Here is a 23,920-nt window from a genome sequence, read left to right on the forward strand (position 1 = left end):
AAATCGCCTTTTTATCTATCTTGCGGTGATGGGAATCAACCCCAATCGGATGCTACGCAAAGTTATAACATCTCTTACTCCTAAATACCATAAACTCAAAGACAAATCTGTTTTTATTTTGCTGTTTGGAACTTCGTTTTTTATACGGTTCCCGTTTTTCTTTCGGGACTATATAGATCGTGACGAAAGCACCTTTATTCTTATGGGACAATCTTGGGTAGATGGCTATTTACCTTATATAGAACTTTGGGATTTAAAACCACCCATCACCTACCTCTTTTTTGCCAGTAGTATCTATGTTTTTGGGAAGAGTTTTTTGGCCATCCGTTTTTTGGGTACCTTATTGGTGGCCATTACGGCTTTTTTTACCTACAAAATCGGGAAAGAGATAAGTTCCAAAAAGTTGGGTTTTTGGGCGGCAATGTTGTGCGTTGTCCTACAAAGTCTTTTTGGAAGTTTGCAAGGTGTAATGTCCGAGCACATTTGTATGGCCTTTTTTATGCCGGGGCTCTACCTACTTATAACGCGGGAAAAACTATTTTGGGCAGGGCTATCGGGAATCCTTATGGGGCTCGCTATAATGACCAAATTGAACATGGCTTATGTTGTGCTGCTACTAGGGATATACTTTCTTTATCGTTATATAAAAAGAAGGGAGTATCCCAAGGGAATTCAATTCTCTTTTTTCTTTGCTGGTGGAATTGTTATGGTGATATTCCTCAACATATTGCCCTACATTATTACAGGCAACCCAGAAGCTTGGTGGAAATCGGTTATCCTTGCGCCATTGGAATACACGGATGCACGGCGGTATTCCATCCTTAAGATGGCACCTACATTCCTTCTTATCGGCATCTTTTTCTACTGTTCCTGGAAAAAGAAGCTGTTAAACTTTAGGGCCGTAGCCATCGAAATTTTGGTAATTGCCGTTTTAGGCATACTACTTTCCTTTATCAAAGGTGGAAGAATCAATAGTCACTATTTAATACAGCTACATCCGGTATTGATAGTTCTGGTAAGTATAGCAGCAGGTAAAATCTCCATATTTCAAAAATTCGATTATAGACCCTATCTATTCTTTTTAACATTGATGTTGCCTTTAGAAAGCTATTTGGAATACTATTCCGTTGTGAGGAACAAAATGGAACGTGGCACCTTCTTTAATGGCGAGGGGTTTACCGTACCTCACTATATTATTAATAATCAAATGGATACTCAAAATATTCTTTTTCTGGGCTATCACATAGGCTATTGGGTACTGGACGTAAAACCACCCACAAAAGCCGCCACACATCCCAGCAATATCTGTAGGGACGAATTATTTCCTTTTTACGATAATCCAAGAAGCTCATCTTTGCAGGAACTGCAACATATACTTGAGGAAATACAACCTAAGACCATCGTTGTGCGGAAAAATAGATTGGTGTTCGACAAAAAGGAAGTTGAAGAAAACGAATATATTGATGCCTACCTAAAGAAGCATTATGAGGTTTTCGCTACGGTTGACAAAGCGGAAGTACTTAAACGTCTACAATGATTCCAGGATATGTTGGAATTTATCGGCATACTTTTTAATGGTTTCTTTATCAAAATCGGTTTCTTCTTCGATCCTGCCGATTAAGGATACCCCCGTCTTATGAAGTATTATATTTTCTGTATGTGGATTGGCATCCCCGCTAAAAATTACTGAAACCTCATATCCCTTTTGTTGCAACCAACGAATGGTCAACAACGAATGATTGATACTTCCCAAATAATGTCGCGAAACCACCACTACCTTATAATTAGGCATTATGATATCTAAAACCGTATCTTCTTCATTTAAGGGAACCAGTAAGCCTCCCGCACCTTCAATAATTAAATGATTATCTGTTTCCGGCTCAACGATATGTTGCCTATCGATTCGGATACCATCTATTTCGGCAGCTGCATGGGGACTCATTGGAGACGTTAGTTCATAACTACTTTGATGGACTACACTTTTGGTATTGGAAATAAGTTGATGGATTTTGTGGCTATCGGTATTATCCAATTCCCCTGCCTGAACCGGTTTCCAGTAGTCTGCCTCTAAGGCTTCCACAATTATGGCCGAAGCAATGGTTTTTCCTACATCGGTGGATATTCCGGTAACAAATATTCTCTGCATTCTCAAGGTTTTGTAATCATGCCACAATTTAGGCATTTGTACTTTCTTTTTTCAAAAAAAGGAAAGAGTTTGTGGAAAAGACCTTTACTTTCATAGTAAGTTTCCGATTTTTGGGCCTTACAATTGGGACAAATAACAGGATTTCCATATTTATCCAAAGCATAAGAACGAATTTCATCATAAATAGCCATGGCCCTTTCTTTATCCCTACTGTATACTTGTATCCTAACCCCACCAATGGCACTGCTTATCAATGGATCGGAATTCAGGGTATTTTCATCCTTTAGAAAAACAGGGACGCCCTCCGATTCCAATTTACCTTTCAATACTTGAACATCCGCAGGGAATTCAAAGGAGGCCAACGTGTAAAATTTCTCAGCCATTACTTCTTAAATTATGGGATAGTATTTCCAAACACTTCTTAATTTCCTTCTTGGTGTTGAAACTATGTAAACAGAAACGAAGCCTTTCCTTTCCTTTCGGAACGGTTGGGGAAAAAATGGGTCTCACGTCAAAGCCAGTATCTTGCATTTTTTTTGCAATTGACTTCACCAGATGATTCCCAGGTAATATACAACATTGAATCGCCGAATGGCTCGGAATAAAGAGAGGATTAAGCCCGTTCATATGTACCATATCCTTAAAATAAACAATATTCTTGACTAGTCTTTGTCTGGCATCAGCTCCTTTAGAAGATCCCAAATGATTGTATGCCACAATAATCGTTGCTATTGAATGCGGTGGCAAGGCCGTAGTATAGATAAAGCTTCGGGCAAAATTTACCAAATAATGCTTTAGTTCACTGCTCCCTAGGATTGCCGCACCGTGACAACCCAAGGCCTTCCCAAATGTAATAATACGTGCAAATAGTTCATTCTGAAGTCCCAGTTCATCAACTTTACCTTTGCCCATTTCTCCAAAAACACCTATTGCATGTGCCTCATCAACAACGAGATTAAATCCGTTTTGGATACAAAATTCCGAAAATCTTTTCAAATCCGGGGAGTCTCCGTCCATAGAGAAGACCGATTCCGTAACGACATAAATCTGCGATTCATTAATACTTTGCGAACGCTTGATTTTACATTTACTTCTTAAGTCCTCCAGATTATTATGCTTGAACTTATAACTTTTGGCATTACCCATTTTGATACCGTCCCGGATACTGGCATGAATAAGCTCATCATAAAAAACAAAATCACCACGCTGGGGAATCGAGCTAAAAAATCCTATATTGGCGTCATAGCCAGAACTAAAGACCAGTGCGGAGGACACCTCATGAAATTTTGCCAGGTTTTCCTCTAATTCCGTATACAATTTGTGATTCCCGGAAAGTAAACGAGATCCTGTAGCACCATTTGACGCCGCTCCCATTTTTTTAAGGAGCTGAAAAGCCTTTGAAAAAATGGTCTTATCCCTGGCAAAACCCAAATAATCATTGGAGGTAAAATCCACCAAGTCCAAAGGTGCCGTTAAGTTTCTAATGAAGCTTTCTTCCTTTCTTTCTAAAAGTTTCGCCTTTAATTTCAGGGGAAGTTTGACCATACTCAAATTTACTACCTTTATTAAAACTTTTGGATATGGTCATCTACAAAAGGACTTCAGAAGAAGATGAACTGATTCAAATTTTAGGGCTCCAAAGGCAGAACTTACCCGTATCCTTGTCAATGGAAGAAAAGTATAGGGAAGGCTTTGTAACGGTATCCCATTCCTTTGACCAATTAAAGGAGATGCATCAGGTCTGCCCCCACATCATTGCAAAAGACAAGAATAGGGTAATTGGTTATGCCCTATGTATGCATCCCATGTTTGCTAAAACCGTGCCTGTTTTGAGACCGATGTTCCACGAAATCGAGACTATGGTTTCTAGAGATGAGAAGTATATGGTCATGGGGCAAATATGCATTCATAAGGCTTATCGAAAAAAGGGTGTTTTCCGAAAATTGTACCAAACAATGAAAACAGAATTGTCCCCGGAGTATCCAACTATCATTACCGAAGTGGATACAAAGAACCAACGTTCCTTAAAAGCACATTATGCAGTTGGTTTTAAAGATCTAAAAAGGTATCATTCTGTCAATCAGGAATGGCAACTGATTTCACTTAACTAAAAACTTTCTTCGTTTTAGAAGGCCAATTTAGTGAAGTTCTTAGGCAAAGGAACGAACTAGTCCCTTAGTCCCTTAATCCGCCAGAACGATAATCTTATTATCCTTCATTTCTACGGTACCGCTGGTAATGGGAAGGATAGTTTTGCCTGTGGCGTCTTTGGTAAACTTATCTTGATAGGACTCATCGATCACTACATTGCCATCAACTTTTACATGCCCTTGTTGTAACAATGAAACGATAGGCGCATGATCCGTCAACATCTGGAATTCACCGTTGATGCCCGGTACAGTTACCGAAACGACTTCTCCGGCGAACAAAGTAGCTTCAGGTGATACTATTTCTAAATACATAAAGTGTAAATCTCAAATTACAAATATCAAATCCCATGTTGGAATTTGGGATTTACCGAGCAAAGCCCGGTTTATGCTTCGGCCAGCATTTTCTCACCTGCTTCAATAGCCTCTTCAATGGTTCCCTTAAGGTTAAAGGCCGACTCCGGTAGATGATCCAATTCACCATCCATAATCATATTAAAGCCTTTTATGGTATCTTTTATATCCACCAAAACCCCTGGTGTACCTGTAAACTGTTCTGCTACGTGGAACGGTTGTGACAAGAAACGCTGTACACGTCTTGCCCTGCCCACGGCCAGTTTATCTTCCTCGGAAAGTTCCTCCATTCCCAAAATAGCAATGATATCCTGAAGCTCCTTATAGCGCTGTAATAACTCCTTTACCCTTTGGGCACAAGCATAGTGCTCTTTTCCCAAAATTTCAGCGGTCAAAATCCTGGAGGTAGAGTCCAAAGGATCCACAGCTGGATAAATTCCCAATTCCGCAATCTTACGGGACAATACCGTTGTGGCGTCCAAGTGGGCAAATGTCGTGGCCGGAGCTGGATCTGTTAAGTCATCCGCTGGTACATAAACAGCTTGTACGGATGTAATGGAGCCTCTTTTTGTAGAGGTAATCCTTTCCTGCATGGCTCCCATCTCTGTGGCCAACGTGGGCTGGTAACCTACTGCCGAGGGCATACGTCCCAATAGGGCGGAAACCTCGGAACCAGCTTGGGTAAATCGGAAAATATTGTCAACAAAGAAAAGTACATCCTTTCCTTGGCCTTCCCCTGCACCATCACGGAAATACTCGGCAATGGTCAACCCGGAAAGAGCAACACGGGCACGGGCTCCTGGAGGTTCGTTCATTTGACCAAAAACAAAGGTAGCCTTAGACTCTTTCATTGCTTTTTTGTCTACCTTGGACAAATCCCATCCTCCTTCTTCCATGGAATGTAGAAAGTCATCCCCATATTTTATAATGCCAGATTCCAACATTTCGCGAAGCAAATCGTTTCCTTCCCTGGTTCGTTCCCCGACCCCTGCAAAAACGGAAAGCCCGCCATGCCCTTTGGCTATATTATTGATCAATTCCTGAATCAGTACTGTTTTTCCGACTCCTGCACCACCGAATAATCCAATTTTACCTCCCTTGGCGTAGGGTTCAATCAAATCGATTACCTTGATTCCAGTAAAAAGAACTTCAGTAGAAGTGGAAAGGTCTTCAAATTTGGGTGCTTCACGGTGAATGGGCAGACCGTTCTTTCCTTCCTTGGGCAAATCTCCTATACCATCTATCGCGTCCCCAATTACATTGAACAAACGCCCGTAAACATCTTCGCCTATGGGCATCTGAATGGCATTTCCCGTAGCAAGGACCTCGGTACCCCTACTCAATCCATCAGTAGAATCCATAGAAATGGATCTAACGGTATTTTCCCCGATATGAGATTGTACCTCCAAAACCAGTTTAGATCCGTCCTGGTTATCAATTTCCAAGGAATCGTAAATTTTGGGGAGATCTGATCCTGATTCAAATTCAACGTCCACTACTGGACCTATGATCTGGGAAACTTTACCTGTAATTTTTGACATTACTTTTATGTTTATGCATTAGGGTTAAAGATGGCTGTACAGGGCCTATGTTTTTCAGGCTGCAAAGATATGGTATTCCGTTTTTAATTGAAAACTTCTTCTTATTCTTTTTTAATCAAAAAAAGGGCGTCCGCAGACACCCTTTTTATACCTTATATTTTATTCTATATTATGGGTTAATAGTCCAAGAAAGGTAATAGATAGATCCAACGAGCCCTGTTCCCACAGCAGTGAAATATTCGTTCGCCAAGAGGTTGGAACCGCCAATTTTGAAAACCGATTTTATTTTTGGTATTGAATAATTGATTTGGGCATCCAAAACGGTATATGCAGGTACATCCCCATCCGCAAAGGAAGCCTGCCAGAAAAAGGCATCGCTCCATCTATAATTTACATTGAATCCAAAATTTTTGAACAACTCCTCGTTTCCAAAAGAAGCCTTTACTTTATGTTTGGGCGTATTAAAGCCAGGTCTAAAGTCCGGGTCGGAAGCTTCGTCAAAATCAAAATCCGCAAAAGTGTAATTCACTCCCAAATCAAAATCGCCGAGAATTCTCGTATTCACCCCTACAGTAGCACCATATGAGTTTACATCTGCCGTGGAATTGGTATAGGCCTGAAATTCCTGACTATCGCCATTTCTTATTTCGGCTGCGGCCGCTTGCAAGTTGGTTTCGTCCTTGGAGAACGTCACAATTACCCTTTCGGTGGCTATGAAATCCTGAAATGTATTGTAATACCCGCTTAAATCAATGGTGAATTTTCCGATCTGCCCGCGATACCCTAATTCGAAGGCGGAAATTTGTTCTGGCGTTATGGGATCAGGATTACCTGCTTCCAATAATGAGGTATCGGTAAAATTAGAAGCTCTAAAGGCATTTACAGAGGTTTTTGAAAAAGAGTTTTCATAGGTGTCCCTAGGCACAAAAACTCCAGTATTTCCTGTATTGCTATTGGCTACAGAAAATGTACGTTTTTCCAAATTGTCCGGTGCCGAACCTACTAAGATTACATTCCCTAAATTCAACCCAATAAACAAGTCCTGGGTGGTGGGGTTCCGAAAGCCAGTTTGAAAGGAGGCTCGGAAGTTATGGTTTCTTTTGGATCCGGCGGTATAGGCCAATGAGGCTCTTGGGGACAGGAAACCATCAAAAAATTCATTCTTGTCATATCGTATAGAGCCGGTGAACTTTAGTCTTTCGTCCAAAAATTGTTTTTGAATCTGCGTGTATAATCCAAATTCCTGATATGGTATGGAACCATCCAAATCCGTAAAGATCGTTCCTTGCGAATTGAGTACATACTCCCGAAAAGAGCCGCCGATCTGAATATCGGCAAAATCCTTGGTCAAATGGCTAAAATTGTAATTGGCATCTATATGGCTCAGCTTTGTATTATCTATAAACCGTGACCCAGTAGCCAGGTCCCCATCTGAAATTACAGCGTTGAATGCGCTTTGAAATTGGGGAGTTCCGGGAACCAATCTTCCGGTATCCGCAGCCTGTCTTGCAGCCGCATGGGCCGCTTCGTCATCTAAAAGCACCCCGGTCCCTACGCCTAATTTAGCCCCGGCAAATGCTGCCACATAGTCCCCGAACCACTGAGCATTGGACTTCCATCTATTATTGACATTTATTCCCGTAAAACGCATATCATAGGAATTGCCAGCATTTTCCGAGGTAATGTATCCTCTTACAAAAAAGTTGTTGTTCTTGAACTCTAACTTATGTTGTTGCAGTCTGAAGTCATCAATATAGTATCTACTAGCTCCATGGAAAATCGTGGAACCGCGACCTATCCTACCATTATATATAATCTCAAAATCGTCTCCGAATGGCCTATAGTGCAGTGCACCATCAAACTTTACACTTTGGGCACCATAATCGGTCAAATCCTGTTCCGCATAACCGGTCCTGGAAACCACGGCCGAACCTAAGGTTCCGGATGGAAATCCCGTGGCGGCATCAAAATCAATGGGTGCCGCAACCTCATCACCAAAAACATTCAATCCGTTATACGCCGGGTTACTTCTGTTTGCCCCAGGAATACTTAAATCTTCTTCATTTACCGCAAACCAGTCCGTACCTTCTAAAATGGAGAAATTGGCCTTTACCGCAAATTTATCGTTAAATGCATGGGCAACCCTTACACCGACATCATAGTACGAATTGTTCCCAGCCGCTTCCTGAGCGGTCCATCCAGTTTTGCCATAAACGCTTATTCCTTGAAAATCAAAAGGACTCTTACTTCTCATGAACAGGATACCATTGAAGGCATTAGCCCCATATAATGCTGAAGAAGCTCCTGGTAATATCTCTACACTTTGCACATCCAACTCGTTCATTCCCACCAAATTTCCCAAAGCAAAATTCAACGCGGGGGAAGAATTGTCCATACCATCGACTAATTGTACAAACCTTGAATTATCCACTGCAGCAAAACCTCTAGTATTCAGGGATTGGAAAGTTAAGCTACTGGTATTGATATCCACACCTTTTAAATTTTCAAGTCCACCATAAAATGAGGCTGCCGAAGCATTTTTAATATCCTTTATTCCAAAACGCTCCACTGATACGGGGGATTCGAAAATACGTTCCGGGGTTCTGGAAGCGGAGATGACCACCTCATCCAAAAAGGTCTGGGTCTCGGAAAGTACAATGGTCAACGTCTGGTTATTTTCCGTAATGTTTGTGGACTCATCGGAATATCCTAAGCTCGTAATTCTTAACTGAAAAGGGGGGATTTCCGATGTTTCCAAAGTAAAAAACCCATCAAAATCCGTGACGGTGCCTATTGTCTTGTCAACAATAACCACATTGGCTCCAGGTATGGGTTGATCGTTCTCATCTACCACTTTTCCATTCACCGTTGTTTGTGAGAAACCAACCGTCACAAGCATCAGCATGGATAACAATAGTGTTGTTCTCATGTTAACTTTGAGTTAAATTAGTTTGTAAGGCAAGATACAGATTTTTACAAAGGAACAATCATAAAATGGAAAAAATTATGCATGCATAGTATAATAATTATAAAAAAGGATTGGAAAAATTAGGTAATCAATAATTTGAAAAGAAAAAAGCCACGGAAGTTGTCCGTGGCCTTTTTTTAGATATTCTTTTTTAAATCCATCATTCAACAGTAACGGATTTCGCCAAATTACGTGGTTGATCTACATTACAATCTCGCATGACGGCTATATGGTAGGACAAAAGTTGTAAGGGTATTGTAGTCAACAATGGTGTGAGGCTTTCTACGGTTTCCGGAATCTCTACTACATGATCCGCCAATTCCGTAACCTGCTCATCGCCTTCAGTTACGACGGCGATAATCTTCCCCTTTCTTGATTTTATTTCTTGGATATTACTTACCACTTTTTCATAATGCCCCTTGTTCGTGGCAATCACAATTACAGGCATTTGCTCATCGATCAGGGCAATAGGACCGTGTTTCATTTCAGCGGCAGGATAGCCTTCTGCATGTATATAACTTATCTCCTTTAGCTTTAAAGCTCCTTCAAGAGCTACCGGAAAGTTATACCCTCTGCCTAGATAAAGGCAGTTACTGGAATCCTTGTAGACATCCGCTATAATTTCAATCAATGGATTGGATTCCAAGGCTATTTGTACTTTGGCAGGAATATTTTCCAATTCCGCCAAATACTCATGAAATTTTGATTCTGAAAATTCTCCTTTTTCCTTACCTAACTTAAGGGCCATTAAAGTTAGGATGGTAATTTGAGTGGTGAAAGCCTTGGTCGAGGCTACTCCTATTTCAGGTCCGGCATGAGTATAAGCTCCTGCATCGGTTTCCCTGGCAATGGACGACCCCACAACATTGCATACTCCAAAGACAAAAGCACCCTTTTCCTTGGCCAGCTTAATCGCTGCAAGGGTATCTGCCGTTTCACCGGATTGTGATATGGCAATGAGTACATCCTTATCCGTAATTACGGGATTGCGATATCGAAACTCCGATGCGTATTCCACCTCGACCGGCACTCTGGCCAAATCCTCAAAAATATACTCTGCCACCAAACCGGCATGCCAAGAAGTTCCGCAAGCAACAATTATTATCCTATTGGCATTGACAAATTTTTCCAGATGTTGATCTATTCCTGCCATACGTATAATTCCCTGATCTGCAAGAAGTCTTCCTCTATAGGTATCTAAAATAGCGTGAGGTTGTTCATAAATCTCCTTTAACATAAAATGGTCATAGCCCCCTTTTTCAATTTGCTCCAAGTTTAGTTGCAGCTCCAATATCTTAGGATAGGCAATGGCATCGTCCTCGATCTTACGTAATTTGATTTCCTTGCCCAATCGTACAATAGCCATCTCCTGATCTTCCAGATATACAGCATTATTGGTAAACTCTATAAAGGGAGAGGCATCCGAAGCAATAAAGAACTCATTATCGCCAATTCCTATAGCCAAAGGACTACCCAACTTGGCCACTACAATCTCATCCGGCTTTTGTTTGTCAAAAACCGCAATAGCATAAGCTCCTACCACCTGATTCAATGCAATTTGCACTGCCTGTCCCAGTTTAACGGCTTCGGTCTTTTTTACCTCTTCAATAAGATTAACTAAAACTTCGGTGTCCGTATCCGATTTAAAGGTGTAGCCCCTTTTGGTCAATTCCTTTTTAATGGATTCGTAATTCTCGATTATCCCGTTGTGGATGATTACCAAATCCCCTGAGTTGGAATAGTGGGGGTGGGAATTTACATCATTGGGGACCCCATGAGTAGCCCACCGAGTATGCCCTACACCTAGGTGACCAGCCAAGGAAATAGTATTTTTTGCCTTATTTTTAAGGTCTTCGACCTTACCCTTGGTTTTAGAAAGATTTATGGAAGTGCCGTCATACAAAGCAATGCCCGCACTATCATATCCTCTATATTCCAAACGTTGCAAACCCTTTACAATAATGGGATATGCGTCCCGGTGTCCTATATAACCAACTATTCCACACATAATAAAAAAGGTATTTAATAAGATTATTTTGAGTATGGGGCAAATCTAATGCTACATCATTAAACATTACCACTTTTTGGATATAAAACGTATAATCTCTTTATGTGGTATGAAACGAAAGAAAATATTGCTCGCTTAAAATAGAATTATGGTATTGTGGTAAGTCATTGATATTAATCGGTTTCCGTATAGAAAATCTCAAGTTTCAATTTCTTGTCTTCATCGCCAGGGCCAACTGCGCTGCCAAAAAGGACTGTCCCCAATGGGCTTAATGTGGATGCAAATGGAAGATCTCTTTCTTCATTGGTCAACATTGCGTTTCTTGTTGCACTGGATCTAATATCCGAGGTTATGGCAAGTGCCAAGGTTGCATTGGTAGAATCCCGGAGCACTAGATCATTGATGTAGTCGGTAATTTTTAATTTATATCTGGATCCTTTATTGTTCGATTCCACGACCAACCTTCCATCATAACTCTCGTTCACAGCTGCCACCAATATCTGTCCTGTCCTGGAATCTACAAGCCTCTGTGCGCCTGACAAATATACGGGAACATTGGTCTCGGCATTGTATAAGTATAACCGTGGGGGTTCTGTTGCCTCTCCTGCCGCATCCAAAGTTTGTCGATCCACATAAAAAACAAGACTAGCCTCGTTTATTATCCAATTATTAGCCTTTATTTGGTTTAAGATTTCTTCCCCATTTCCCTCTTCAAAAAGATTTATTTCAGTAAAAGATCCCGAACCTCCCTTTAAATAAATCCTAGAAGCATTTTCCTGAACATCCAAAGCATCTGTTATTTGAGGTGGAAAGGCTTCGTTAATAAATGTGTTGACCGCATTGCCATTTATTCCTCCTGTTGCCAACCGCGTAACCAAATCGATGGAGAAAGTACTTTCCCTTATTTCCCGAACATCGTCCGAAACATCATCTGTTGTTCCATTGATATCTATTGCTTCATATTCATATACGATGTCCAAGGAAACATTGGGGTCCGTAAGATCCAACAAAACCATAACATCATCCGAAACCGGGGTTATTGAAAAATGAAGGCCCCTTAAAAATTCATTGAAGTTAGGCTGACTCAACAATTCGGAACTTCCTTCCTTATCCAAAATATTCTCCTGAAAGAAATCAGGATCTAACGAAATTCTTATTCCCGGGTCTAAACGCTCAAATTGTTCGGATTCATCCACATCCTCCGTAGTTTCGTCGTCTTCCATAGGAATCAATATATGTTCATTGCTGACGGTTATCTCTCCATCGAAAATAACATCGGACACAAAAGAGGGTGAAAATCGCTGGGTAGAAAAGTATTCTTGAGATTCCTGAAAATTAGTGTTGGGATCTAAATCCCTCAAGAAAAAAGTAGACCGTTCTATCTTTAAATTAAAAGATACTGGAGTTTCATTATCATATAGCTGACCATTGACATAAATACTGTCCAGCTCGAATCTTTTTGGAAACTGGTTGGCCAAGGTAGACGTATCTTCTCCATCATTGATACTATCCCCATCTGTATCAACATTCAAAGGGTCCGTTCCATTGGCCCTTTCCTGATTGTCGTTAACGCCGTCTCCATCCGAGTCACTATTAGGGTCATCCGGATCGACATCAAACTCGTCGTCCACTCCATCCAAGTCCCGATCCCGCTGTTCATCCCCTGCCCTTAAATAAGGAATATATAGAATGACTTCCTTTACAGTTTCATTTTCAGGTATCTGTGTGGCGGATGAGCTATCTGGGTTATCCTCTGTCTCTTGGGTAAATATCCCAAAAGTAGGGTTTGTAGAAGGTAGTATTAGTTGAGAGGTTATACGCGCTTCGGTCTTTCCATAAACCGGGTCATTGAAAATGCCCAACTGATATAGGGGTAGTTTATTGGTCCGTGTCGCCACTATCTTTTTGTTAAAAGCGAAGACATCATAAACGGCCTTATCCGTCGTAAAGGGCTCACCCCCAATAACGTCCGCACCTATAGTGGTCAAATCTTCTTCACAAGCAATGGAAACTAACACAAGTAAAGCCCCTGCAACGGCAGAAAATTTAAATCTTTTCAAAAAAGTCATTTAGGATTACTTTAAAACTTGTGTGTTATAAAAATTATCATATGCTTCTTCAAATTCTTGCAAGGAAACATAAGGTAACACGGGTTTTTGAAGGTTGGAAATGTGGTTCAACAAATCTTCTGGAATTTCTTCCGCGGCTAAAATAACGGCATCCGAATAATCTACCGCCACTTTTAACAAATTATTATAGTTGGGAGTTTCCAAAGCATTGATATTCTCTTCTGGTACTCCATCAAAGGTAATTTTATTGATCATGCTCTCATCCAATTTACCTTCGAAACTTCTGCCATAGACAGATGTTACTATTTTACTATCCGCAAATAGAGGTTCATCGGCATAGTACTCCCTAAGATAAAGGGGCAACAAAGAAGCCATCCAACCATGAACATGGATAATGTCCGGGGACCAATTCAGTTTCTTAACGGTCTCCACCACCCCTTTGGCAAAGAATATAGCGCGTTGGTCATTGTCGGGAAAAAGATTGCCGTCCTCATCCGAAAAGGTGGATTTTCGCTTAAAATATTCGTCATTGTCAATAAAGTACACCTGAATCCTCTCCCTTGGAATGGAAGCCACCTTAATGATCAAAGGCATATCCATATCATTGATTACAAGGTTCATACCGGACAAACGTATCACTTCGTGCAATTGGTGTCTACGCTCATTGATATTGCCGTACCTTGGCATGAAAATCCGTATTTGGCCACCTTTACTGTTGACCATCCTTGGCGCTTCGTAAGACATTAGGGAAACTTCGTTCTCTGGCAGGTAGGGGACTAATTCTGAAGATACGAACAATATCTTTTTACCATTCATAAAAGTTGTATTTTATTTATCGGACAAGCGTGGCCGCAAAATTACAAAAATTATGCAGATTAGCCGTAATTATAGTAAGTTTGCTGGCTTTTAGCACAAAGACGATGCTAGTAATCAAAACTGAAAAAGAGCTCAAATCGCATCTTTCGTCATTTGGCAACGAGGAGTCTCTCGGGCTTGTCCCAACGATGGGAGCTTTGCACCATGGCCATGTTTCGCTGGTTCGTAGAGCGATTTCCGAAAACAACAAAACCGTTGTTAGTATTTTTATTAATCCCACCCAATTCAATAACCAGGAAGACTTAGAAAAGTATCCTCAAAGTTTAATTGCGGACATCGATATTTTGAAAAGACTTTCTAATAAAATCACCGTCTTTGCACCCTCCGTAGAGGAGATGTATCCAAACGGGGTTGGCTCTACATCATATAAGTTCGATGGCCTGGACCAAGTGATGGAAGGAGCTTTTAGGGAAGGTCATTTTAATGGGGTAGGCACCGTGGTGGAAACCTTATTGAAACTTATAAAGCCGGATAAAGCCTACTTTGGGGAAAAGGACTTTCAACAATTACAAATTATAAGAAAACTGGTGGAGAGCAAGGATATCCCGGTGGACATAATAGGCTGTCCTATTGTCAGGGAACCCAATGGACTTGCCATGAGCTCACGGAATAAAAGGCTCTCACCGACCCTAAGAAAAGAAGCTGGTCTTATCTATAAAACATTGGAGACTGCCAAAAAGAAATTTGGCACGGAAAGTGCTAAATCCATAATGGATTGGGTGAAAGATCAATTTAAAGGACATCCATCTTTAAAGTTGGAATATGTTGAAATAGTGGATGTGGAAACTTTAATGCCCATCAAAAGAAAACAGGATAATATAAAATACAGGGCCTTTATGGCCGTTTATGCCAACGACATTCGGCTCATAGATAACATAGCCCTGAATTAACTAACTTTGTCAAATGCAAATAGAAGTTGTAAAATCCAAGATTCATCGTGTAAAGGTCACTGGTGCCGACCTTAATTACATAGGGAGTATTACCATTGATGAAGACCTTATGGATGCTGCAAATATCATCCGTGGTGAAAAAGTTCAGATTGTTAACAATAACAATGGGGAACGTTTGGAAACCTATGCTATTCCAGGACCGCGAGGTAGTGGTGAACTTACTTTAAATGGTGCTGCGGCACGAAAGGTCGCCGTTGGGGATGTATTGATATTGATCACCTATGCTTGGATGGGCTTGGATGAGGCCAAAAACTTTAATCCGGCATTGATCTTCCCTAATGAGGCGAACAATCTGTTAAACTAATCTTGAACAATAAGCTAAAAAAAATACTAAAAACCATACTCCCGATATCCTTGGGAGTTTTTTTGGTCTGGTATTCTTATACCAGCACTTCACCAGAAGACAGACAACAGATTATCCTACATATACAGGAAGCTAATATGTTCTGGGTAGGCCTATCCATATTTATAGGTATTGTGAGCCATGTTTCCAGGGCAATACGTTGGAACTATTTGCTAGAACCCTTGGGGTATCGACCAAAAATCATCAATAATGTTTTTATCATATTAATCTCCTACTTTGCCAATTTGTTGATCATACGTTCTGGTGAGATTTTACGGGCTACCGCCCTGAACACCTATGAGAACGTTCCCTTTGAAAAGGGTTTTGGCACTATAGTTACCGAACGGGTTATAGACGTGATTATGTTGCTTTTGGTGATTCTTGCCGCATTTTTGTTCCAGGCCGAAATAATATTAGGAATCCTTGAAGAAAATGGGATAGGCCTGGTGGGCTCAATTGGGCTGATCGGGGCCGGTATACTGGGACTTGTTATCTCTATCAGGGTCATTAGAAAATCCACTTCCGCTTTTGCTATGAGAATCAAGGCTTTTTTGAAAGGCCTTTTGGATGGGATTTTAAGTATTTTTAAAATGAAGCAGAAGGGGCGCTTTATATTTCATACTATACTTATCTGGGCTTGTTATATCGGCATGTTCTGGGTCATAAAATTTACGGTCCCTGAAACTGAAAATCTTTCTTTAGGAGCGCTTTTGGTAGCCTTTGTTGCAGGAGCCTTTGCGATGGCCACCACCAATGGCGGTTTGGGTCTTTTCCCCATTGTAGTAACCGCAGCCTTGTCCTTTTTCGGAATAAGTAAAACCTCCGGGGATGCCTATGGGTGGATCATGTGGACGGCACAAAACCTTATGATCGTTATTTTTGGTGCAATATCTTTTCTGGTATTACCGTTATGGAACAGAAACCGGTAATCTGTCCTACGGACCAAAAAGCACCCTATGCAACGTTTAATTCTTACGCTTACCCTACTTTTATGCCTTGGCGTCAATGCCCAGGTGACAAAAGAGATTTTTGAATCCTTTAAACTCCAAGAAAGAAGAGATGTTTCCTACTATTTTCCAGAAAACCTCTCGGAAGAAAAAAAATATCCGCTCATTGTGGTATTGGATGGGGATTATCTATTCGATCAAGTAGTCGCCACCGCTAAATTCTATAGTACTTTTCAAGGTATGCCAGAATCCATTGTTGTAGGTATTCATCAAAGTAAGGACGACTTACGCTGGGAAGATTGTGCTTTTGAGGAAAATACCGGACTTCCAACGGAAAAGGGGAAAAAGTTCTTTGAATTCTTAGGTATGGAAATAATTCCCTATTTGGATTTGAACTATAATACTGCTCCTTTCAAAATGATCGTAGGTTATGATATTACGGCGAATTTTGAAAACTATTGGCTTTTTAAAGAAAATTCACTTTTCAATGCCTACATAAGCATCTCACCTTCATTGGCCCCTGAAATGGAAACCAGGGTCCCGGAGCGCTTGAATGCCCTAAAGCAGAAGATATTCTATCATCTTATCGTTGAGGGAAAGACGGATGAAACGATACTCCAAATGGACAGGGCACTTAAGGTCATAGACAAGGAGTCTTTCCACTATTTTTTTGACCAATATCCCGAAGCTAACGAAGTTTCCATAGCTACATATGGCCTTGGAAAGGCATGGGATCGTACTTTTAACATATTTAAACCGATTAGCCCACAGGAATACAAGCAAAAGATATTGACTTCGGATGAACCGGTCTACCAATATCTGGAGGACAAATACAATATGATAGAGGACCTTTTTGGGTTCCGCAAATTCGTGGAACTCAATGACGTCATGGCCATTTATGCCGGAACCCGAAAGAAGGAAGACCTGGAGTCCTTAAAATCCCTCTCAGATCTTTGTAAAAAAGAATTTCCCGATACCATGTTAGGTTTTTATTTTGAAGGCGAATACTATGAGCAACTAGGCGAGCCTAAAAAGGCACTGCGTACCTTTGAAAAAGCCTTCGGCATGGACGAAATAGACTTCCTTACCAAGGAAATGGCATTGGAGAAAATTGATGCGCTCAAGGCGGATTTCGGATATTAAACAGTTCATGGTTTCCAGTTCAAAATTGAGCTATGTTTGAGTGATTCATAGTCAGGGCCCGTTCAATCTGAAAATTTCCAATACGAATCCGAATCGCATCTATAAAAACAATCGTTTTCAAACTTCTTGCTACCTTTAGGGCCAATCTAAACTCCCTTGGATGGCCAAGACAAAAACTGCCTATTTCTGTCAAAATTGTGGTGCCCAATACGCTAAATGGGTAGGGCAATGCACCTCCTGCAAGCAATGGAATACCGTTGTGGAGGAAGTCATTCAAAAAGAGGAGAAAAGTGGTTGGAAAACAAGCAGGGGTTCTAGGGAAAAAATCCCCAAACCTTTACGGGTCAGTGAAATAAATACAGAGCGTGAGCTTCGCCTAGATGTATATGACCAAGAATTCAATAGGGTATTGGGCGGCGGACTAGTCCCTGGTTCCATGGTACTTTTAGGCGGAGAGCCTGGTGTGGGCAAAAGTACTTTGTTGCTTCAAATAGCCCTAAAACTTCCCTACAAAACGCTCTATGTCTCCGGGGAGGAAAGCCAAAAACAGATTAAGATGCGAGCGGACCGTATCCATCCGGATACTGAGAACTGCTTTATTCTAACCGAGACCAAAACCCAACATATTTTTCAGCAGATCGAAGCCCTGGAACCGGATATTGTGGTCATCGATTCAATACAGACCTTGCATTCGGATTATATTGAATCCGCTGCTGGCAGCATTTCACAGATTCGTGAATGTACTGCGGAACTCATCAAATTTGCCAAGGAAACAAATACCCCTGTTGTCCTTATTGGTCATATCACCAAAGACGGTTCTATTGCAGGTCCCAAGATTCTGGAACATATGGTAGATACGGTACTTCAATTTGAAGGCGATCGAAATTATGTATATCGCATACTTAGAGCTTTAAAGAATAGGTTTGGTTCCACGGCGGAACTGGGTATTTACGAAATGCAGGGAAATGGTCTTAGGGAAGTGAACAACCCGTCGGAAATCTTGATTTCAAAAAATGACGAGGGACTTAGTGGTACGGCCATTGCCTCTACTGTAGAGGGCATGCGGCCTTTGCTCATTGAAATTCAGGCTCTTGTAAGTACCGCAGTCTATGGTACGCCCCAACGTTCCAATACGGGATATAATGCAAAACGTTTAAACATGCTTTTGGCGGTCCTGGAAAAACGTGCCGGTTTTAAATTGGGTGCCAAAGATGTCTTTTTAAACATTACCGGAGGTATTTCCGTAGATGATCCGGCCATAGATTTGGCCGTAATTGCGGCCATTCTTTCCAGTAACATTGATATTCCTATAGAAAAAGGTATTTGTTTCGCCGCAGAAATTGGTTTGGCCGGGGAAATACGACCTGTGCAGCGAGTGGAACAGCGTATTTTGGAAGCCGAAAAATTGGGCTTTTCTACGATTTATGTTTCCAAACGTAACAAAATTGGCTTGAAAAATACCCAAATCGAAATCCAATTAGTTTCTAAAATCGAGGATGTAATAAGCCGATTGTTCGGGTAATATTTAAGGTGCCGGATTCGGGATGGCATTATGGATTTCCTCAATACCCTCAAGAACCGAATCACTCAATTCCACATCAATACTGGCCACATTCTCTTCCAATTGCCGCATAGAAGTGGCCCCGATAATATTACTGGTCAAAAAAGGTCTTGTGTTTACAAAAGCCAAGGCCATCTGCGCCATGGACAAGTCGTTGTCCTGGGCCAACTTATGATATCTTTCCGTGGCCCTCACTGCAGTTTCTGCACTGTAGCGAGTGTAATTAGGGAAAAGGGTAATCCTTGAAGTTGCAGGTTGCATCCCGCCCAAATATTTTCCGCTCAAAGTACCAAAACCCAAAGGGGAATACGCCAATAAGCCTATTTTCTCCCGATGAGAAACTTCTGCATTGCCCACTTCGAACAAACGGTTCAACAAACTATAAGGGTTTTGTATGGTAATCATTCTGGGTAAACTGGGATGTACCTTGCTTTCCTCCAGGTAGCGCATAACGCCCCAGGGCGTTTCGTTGGAAAGTCCCACATGACGAATTTTTCCTTCTCGGATCAAATCACGTAAGGTTTCCAATACCTGGTGAATATTATCCTTCCAATGATCAGTTACATCATAGGCGTATCCCCTTTTGCCAAAATAGTTGGTATTTCGATCCGGCCAATGCAATTGATAAAGATCTATATAATCGGTTTGCAAGCGTTTTAAACTTCCTTCCACAGCCTCTGTAATGGATTTCCTAGTAAATCCAGTCGTCCGAATAAATTTGGTGAATTCCGCTTTTCCGGCAATCTTACTGGCCAAAACAATTTTATCCCGGTTACCGGACTTTTTAAACCATGTACCAATGATTTTCTCGGTATCCGCATGCCGGTCCGCATGTGGAGGTATTGGGTATAATTCAGCGGTATCAAAAAAGTTGATGCCTTGATCAAAAGCATAGTCCATTTGTTCATGTCCCTCGGCTTCCGTATTCTGCTTGCCCCAGGTCATGGTACCTAAACAAATTTTACTGACTTCAATATCGGTGTGCGGTAAGTTGGTATATTTCATCCTAAGTTCGGCGGTTTTTTTAAAAGGCCAAATTTACAAATTAAAATGCCTTTGAAGTTTAACTAACTATCAATTTTCCAACTCCACAAGAATTGGGCAATGGTCGCTATGTTTCGCTTCGGATAGAATAACGGAACGTTTAAGCCGATTTCCCAACGGTTCGCTTACCATACCATAATCCAACCGCCACCCTTTATTGTTGTTTCGGGCATTGGCCCGGTAACTCCACCAAGTATAGTTATGAGGCTCTTTGTTAAAATGACGGAAGCTATCAATAAATCCACTATCCATGAAATTACCAATCCATTCCCTTTCTACAGGTAAAAAACCGGATACATTTTTATTTCGTACAGGGTCGTGAATATCAATGGCCTGATGACAAATGTTATAATCTCCAAGAATAACCAAATTCGGATATTCTTTTTTTAGTTCATCAATATAGCCCTGAAAATCGGCCATGTATTGAAGCTTATGCTCCAAACGGGCCAAATTGGTTCCGGAAGGAAGATACAAGCTCATAATCGAAGTTCCGTTGTAATCCACCCTAAGGTTTCTTCCTTCAAAATCCATGTAGTCTATTCCGGTACCAAATTCCACATGATCCGGCTTTTGTTTGGATAAAATAGCCACTCCACTATAGCCTTTCTTTTGGGCACTGAACCAATAATTATGGGAATAGCCGGCTTTTTCAAAGAGCTCCAGGTCCAGTTGGTCTTCCTGAGCTTTTATTTCCTGTAGACAGACCACATCGGGGTCTACCGTATTCAACCATTCCAAAAAACCTTTGTTTAAAGCGGCCCGAATACCATTTACGTTATACGAAACTATTTTCATGTATGTAATATTTGAATCGAAATTAAGGAATGTTACAGGAAATCCATAGTACCATTGCCAGCTAATATGCCTTTAATTACATTTTTGGAACGCGATTTGATTTACTTCCAATATCCTTTAGCTTTGACACATGAAAAATTTAATTCTTCCCATTCTTTTTCTAAGCTTTCATTTTATAAATGCCCAGGCCTATCCCCGATTAGGTAATGACCATGAAATAAAGTTCAATATTGGACTTTTTTTGGCCACGACCACGGCCGAAGGTTCCTATGAATATTTCCTAAATGAGGACGTTAGTATAGGCGGCACCATATATTTTGATGGCGATGCCGAGGATTACAATGGCAATTTTGGAATTGGACCTAATTTTAGGGCATATTTTGGTTTTGCTCCTAGAAGTGGCTTTTTTGCAGAGGCCTTTGGATTGTATTACACCGGTGAGGATGAAGTGAATTCAGACAACTTAGGCATTCGTAATAACGATTATAGTACCTTGGCCCTTGGTTTTGGTATTGGTAATAAGTGGGTTACCCGCAGCCAACGTTTTAGTTTGGAGGTGAGCGGAGGGCTTGGAAGGAACGTGAATCCGGAGGACTTTCAGGATTCCTTCATGTATAGGGCGGGACTATCCGTTGGATTTCGATTTTAATCCCTAATTTTAAAGCTTGATTCAAATTGAATGAAGGCACCCTTTTTATTTCCCGTACTTTTATTGTTTCCTTTCATTATCAGGGCACAGGAACCGGCCCAAAAAGATAGTATAACCCGCTTGGATGAAGTAGTCCTTACGGACAGTGTCCGAGTTAAAAATGCTGTCGGAATTGTACCCTCTCGTGTCATAGGCCCTGAAGTCTTTCAAAACTACAGTCCTATCGATGCCGTTTCGGCCATTAACCAAATCCCCGGGGTCTACATCCTTTCCGGAGCATTGAATACCAATAGGATAACCATCCGTGGTGTGGGTGCACGGACTCCCTTTGGCACTGACAAACTACGATTGTACTATAACGATATCCCGGTTACCAATGGTACCGGTTTTTCCACTATTGAGGCATTTGATTTGGAAAACCTTGCCGCCATTGAGGTCATAAAGGGTCCTAAAGGAGTTGCTTTTGGAACCAATTTAGGTGGGGCCATAATACTCGATTCCAGGGAACGAAAGGAAGAATCCACCGAATTCCGGAACAACTTTACCGTAGGTTCCTATGCACTCCTTAAAAACAACCTGTCTTTTCTACATAAGGAAGGGAAATTGTCCCTAGGCTTTCATTACGGCCATATGGAAACAGATGGTTACCGAGATAACAATCGGTTTGAGAGGGACGGCTTTCTTTTGAACACTTCTGTGAAAATCAGTAAAAAAAATACCATTTCACTATTGGTGAACCATATTGATTATACAGCTCAGATTCCGAGTTCCTTGAGTCAAACGGCTTTTGATGAGGACCCGACCCAAGCTGCCTTTACTTGGGCTGCCTCCCAAGGCTTTGAAACCAACAACTATACGCTGTTGGGCTTGTCCTTGAATCATAAGTTCTCGGACAAGCTAGAAAACAATACAAGTATCTTCTATACCTATTTGGATCATTTTGAGCCCAGGCCTTTCAATATTTTGGATGAGTTTACCAATGGCTATGGTTTCCGAACAAGATTTTCGGGAAGTTTCAGTCTTGGAGGGCAAAACGCTCAATACACTTTCGGTGGCGAATTGTACAAGGATGAATATCATTGGGGTACATTTGAGAATCTATATCAAGAGAATAATGGCAATGGAAGTCTGCAAGGAAATAGACTGAGTGACAATACCGAGTTTAGAAGGCAATTTAATGGGTTCGGTGCCTTGACCGTTCCAATAGGCAATAGATTTATAGCCCAGGCGGGCCTAAATATCAATAAGACCAAGTACGATTTTCGGGACTTGTTCAATTCAGGTGCCCAAAATACAAGTGCGGAACGCAATTTTAAGGTTATCGTGATGCCAAGCCTTAATCTGGACTATTCGTTTGCATCTGGTCAAAAGGTATATGCCAATATAAGTCGCGGGTTCTCCAACCCAAGTTTGGAAGAAACACTGACTCCGGACGGGGTCATTAATCCGGATATTGCCCAAGAGACGGGGACAAATTATGAGGTAGGGACATTACTCTCCCTGGCAAACAAAAAGTTAACTATGGATGTCGCCCTGTATCGGATGGATATTAAAAACCTATTAGTGGCCCAAAGAGTAGGAGATGACCAGTTTGTGGGAAGGAATGCCGGCCAAACCAAACATCAGGGACTGGATCTGGAAATGAGCTATGATTGGGAGGTTTCCCAAAAACTTCGAATTTCACCCTTCGTAAATTATACTTTTAGCGACCATAGCTTTGTGGATTTTGTGGATGGGGAAAACGATTTCTCGGGAAATCCATTGACAGGAGTACCCAAACATCGTATCAATTCGGGGTTAAGGCTACAATGGGGCGGATTCTATTGGAATACTACCCACCAATTTGTGGATGAAATTTCGCTTAGGGATGAAAACACTTTGTATAGTGATAGTTTCAATGTTTTTAATTCAAGATTAGGATATCGTACAACACTCTTCCAAAAACTGACCCTTGGACTGGATTTTGGTATAAACAATCTCGCAAACACAAAATATGCTCAATCCGTTTTGATCAATGCCGGTAGTTTTGGTGGCAACGAACCGCGCTATTTTTATCCCGGGGATGACCGAAATGTTTATGGTGGTATTAGACTTAGCTATTTCTTGTGATAATACAAATTCCCTTGAAACTACATTAATATCCCTTTAAAAGCCCTCAGTAAAAGGCTAATTCAAACCTATGAAAAGGCTCGTAATCCAGCCTCTTTAAGGTCAACAAGTTTCAATGACCCCTTCAAAAACGAACACTTCAAATTCTAAGGTAACAGCAACATTTGAGTGTTTAAAAAGTAGTATTTGATTCTCTTATTTTTTGTTGATTTCATCATTTATAAAAAATTTCTATATTTGCACAATCGATTGCGCAATCTTTACGATTTA

The 23,920-nt window shown here is 41.1% G+C and carries 20 protein-coding genes; 9 read left to right on the forward strand and 11 right to left on the reverse strand.

The genetic code is table 11. The features are described 5' to 3' along the window. Positions 1 to 49 precede the first annotated feature (49 nt). Positions 50 to 1,537, forward strand: a complete 1,488-nt coding sequence (locus ACP2AF_RS03335) for an ArnT family glycosyltransferase (RefSeq protein WP_425234824.1) — start codon at positions 50 to 52, stop codon at positions 1,535 to 1,537. Here the strand turns inward: ACP2AF_RS03335 and bioD are convergent. From bioD to ACP2AF_RS03350, 3 genes are read right to left on the reverse strand one after another with little or no spacing between them, the layout of a single operon-like run. Further along, complete coding sequence (gene bioD, locus ACP2AF_RS03340; protein WP_425234825.1) at positions 1,529 to 2,146, reverse strand: dethiobiotin synthase; 618 nt, start codon at positions 2,144 to 2,146, stop codon at positions 1,529 to 1,531. The genes ACP2AF_RS03335 and bioD overlap by 9 nt on opposite strands. Positions 2,147 to 2,148: 2 nt before the next feature. After that, positions 2,149 to 2,529, reverse strand: coding sequence for a DUF2007 domain-containing protein (locus ACP2AF_RS03345; RefSeq protein ID WP_425234826.1), 381 nt, complete (start codon positions 2,527 to 2,529; stop codon positions 2,149 to 2,151). Then, entirely contained in the window at positions 2,522 to 3,691 is a 1,170-nt protein-coding gene (locus tag ACP2AF_RS03350) for an aminotransferase class I/II-fold pyridoxal phosphate-dependent enzyme (RefSeq protein WP_425234827.1), read from the reverse strand. Before ACP2AF_RS03350 ends, ACP2AF_RS03345 begins: the two co-directional genes overlap by 8 nt. Before the next feature lie 35 nt (positions 3,692 to 3,726). On the opposite strand from ACP2AF_RS03350, the gene ACP2AF_RS03355 reads away from it, so the two are divergent. Then, entirely contained in the window at positions 3,727 to 4,257 is a 531-nt protein-coding gene (locus ACP2AF_RS03355) for a GNAT family N-acetyltransferase (protein WP_425234828.1), read from the forward strand. A gap of 72 nt (positions 4,258 to 4,329) precedes the next feature. Here ACP2AF_RS03355 and ACP2AF_RS03360 read toward each other — a convergent pair whose 3' ends face one another. The 6 genes from ACP2AF_RS03360 to ACP2AF_RS03385 form a co-directional block, all read right to left on the reverse strand. Then, entirely contained in the window at positions 4,330 to 4,608 is a 279-nt protein-coding gene (locus tag ACP2AF_RS03360) for a F0F1 ATP synthase subunit epsilon (protein ID WP_425234829.1), read from the reverse strand. A gap of 71 nt (positions 4,609 to 4,679) precedes the next feature. Continuing rightward, on the reverse strand, positions 4,680 to 6,188 hold the full coding sequence (gene atpD, locus ACP2AF_RS03365) for a F0F1 ATP synthase subunit beta (RefSeq protein ID WP_425234830.1): 1,509 nt from the start codon (positions 6,186 to 6,188) through the stop codon (positions 4,680 to 4,682). Between the two features lie 169 nt (positions 6,189 to 6,357). Then, positions 6,358 to 9,117, reverse strand: coding sequence for a TonB-dependent receptor (locus tag ACP2AF_RS03370; protein ID WP_425234831.1), 2,760 nt, complete (start codon positions 9,115 to 9,117; stop codon positions 6,358 to 6,360). 199 nt (positions 9,118 to 9,316) lie between these two features. Continuing rightward, complete coding sequence (gene glmS, locus ACP2AF_RS03375; protein WP_425234832.1) at positions 9,317 to 11,164, reverse strand: glutamine--fructose-6-phosphate transaminase (isomerizing); 1,848 nt, start codon at positions 11,162 to 11,164, stop codon at positions 9,317 to 9,319. A gap of 173 nt (positions 11,165 to 11,337) precedes the next feature. After that, a complete protein-coding gene (locus tag ACP2AF_RS03380) occupies positions 11,338 to 13,233 on the reverse strand; it encodes a DUF4270 family protein (protein ID WP_425234833.1) in 1,896 nt (631 codons plus the stop codon). Positions 13,234 to 13,239: 6 nt separating this feature from the next. Continuing rightward, positions 13,240 to 14,049, reverse strand: coding sequence for a glycogen/starch synthase (locus ACP2AF_RS03385; protein WP_120710323.1), 810 nt, complete (start codon positions 14,047 to 14,049; stop codon positions 13,240 to 13,242). Between the two features lie 104 nt (positions 14,050 to 14,153). Between ACP2AF_RS03385 and panC the strand changes: the two genes are divergently transcribed. From panC to radA, 5 genes are all read left to right on the forward strand, one after another. Beyond that, the gene (gene panC / locus ACP2AF_RS03390) at positions 14,154 to 14,999 is read left to right on the forward strand and encodes a pantoate--beta-alanine ligase (RefSeq protein ID WP_425234834.1); all 846 of its coding nucleotides are present in this window, start codon (positions 14,154 to 14,156) and stop codon (positions 14,997 to 14,999) included. Between the two features lie 13 nt (positions 15,000 to 15,012). Next, positions 15,013 to 15,363, forward strand: coding sequence for an aspartate 1-decarboxylase (gene panD / locus ACP2AF_RS03395; RefSeq protein WP_425234835.1), 351 nt, complete (start codon positions 15,013 to 15,015; stop codon positions 15,361 to 15,363). 2 nt (positions 15,364 to 15,365) lie between these two features. Further along, the gene (locus ACP2AF_RS03400; RefSeq protein WP_425234836.1) at positions 15,366 to 16,331 is read left to right on the forward strand and encodes a lysylphosphatidylglycerol synthase transmembrane domain-containing protein; all 966 of its coding nucleotides are present in this window, start codon (positions 15,366 to 15,368) and stop codon (positions 16,329 to 16,331) included. 27 nt (positions 16,332 to 16,358) lie between these two features. After that, positions 16,359 to 17,492 (forward strand): alpha/beta hydrolase, encoded by a 1,134-nt coding sequence (locus ACP2AF_RS03405; protein ID WP_425234837.1) that lies wholly within the window; start codon positions 16,359 to 16,361, stop codon positions 17,490 to 17,492. 160 nt (positions 17,493 to 17,652) lie between these two features. Continuing rightward, a complete protein-coding gene (gene radA, locus ACP2AF_RS03410) occupies positions 17,653 to 19,014 on the forward strand; it encodes a DNA repair protein RadA (protein WP_425234838.1) in 1,362 nt (453 codons plus the stop codon). Between the two features lie 3 nt (positions 19,015 to 19,017). Here radA and ACP2AF_RS03415 read toward each other — a convergent pair whose 3' ends face one another. After that, entirely contained in the window at positions 19,018 to 20,058 is a 1,041-nt protein-coding gene (locus tag ACP2AF_RS03415; protein WP_425234839.1) for an NADP(H)-dependent aldo-keto reductase, read from the reverse strand. A gap of 69 nt (positions 20,059 to 20,127) precedes the next feature. Then, positions 20,128 to 20,892, reverse strand: a complete 765-nt coding sequence (locus ACP2AF_RS03420; RefSeq protein WP_425234840.1) for an exodeoxyribonuclease III — start codon at positions 20,890 to 20,892, stop codon at positions 20,128 to 20,130. Between the two features lie 130 nt (positions 20,893 to 21,022). Here ACP2AF_RS03420 and ACP2AF_RS03425 point away from each other — a divergent pair, with 130 nt between their 5' ends. Together ACP2AF_RS03425 and ACP2AF_RS03430 are read left to right on the forward strand one after the other, a co-directional pair. Beyond that, the gene (locus ACP2AF_RS03425) at positions 21,023 to 21,541 is read left to right on the forward strand and encodes a hypothetical protein (RefSeq protein WP_425234841.1); all 519 of its coding nucleotides are present in this window, start codon (positions 21,023 to 21,025) and stop codon (positions 21,539 to 21,541) included. A 30-nt stretch (positions 21,542 to 21,571) separates the two neighbouring features. Then, on the forward strand, positions 21,572 to 23,650 hold the full coding sequence (locus tag ACP2AF_RS03430; RefSeq protein ID WP_425234842.1) for a TonB-dependent receptor family protein: 2,079 nt from the start codon (positions 21,572 to 21,574) through the stop codon (positions 23,648 to 23,650). Positions 23,651 to 23,920: the final 270 nt, after the last annotated feature.

It is taken from the genome of Ulvibacterium sp. (assembly GCF_965248315.1).
Taxonomy (GTDB): domain Bacteria; phylum Bacteroidota; class Bacteroidia; order Flavobacteriales; family Flavobacteriaceae; genus Ulvibacterium.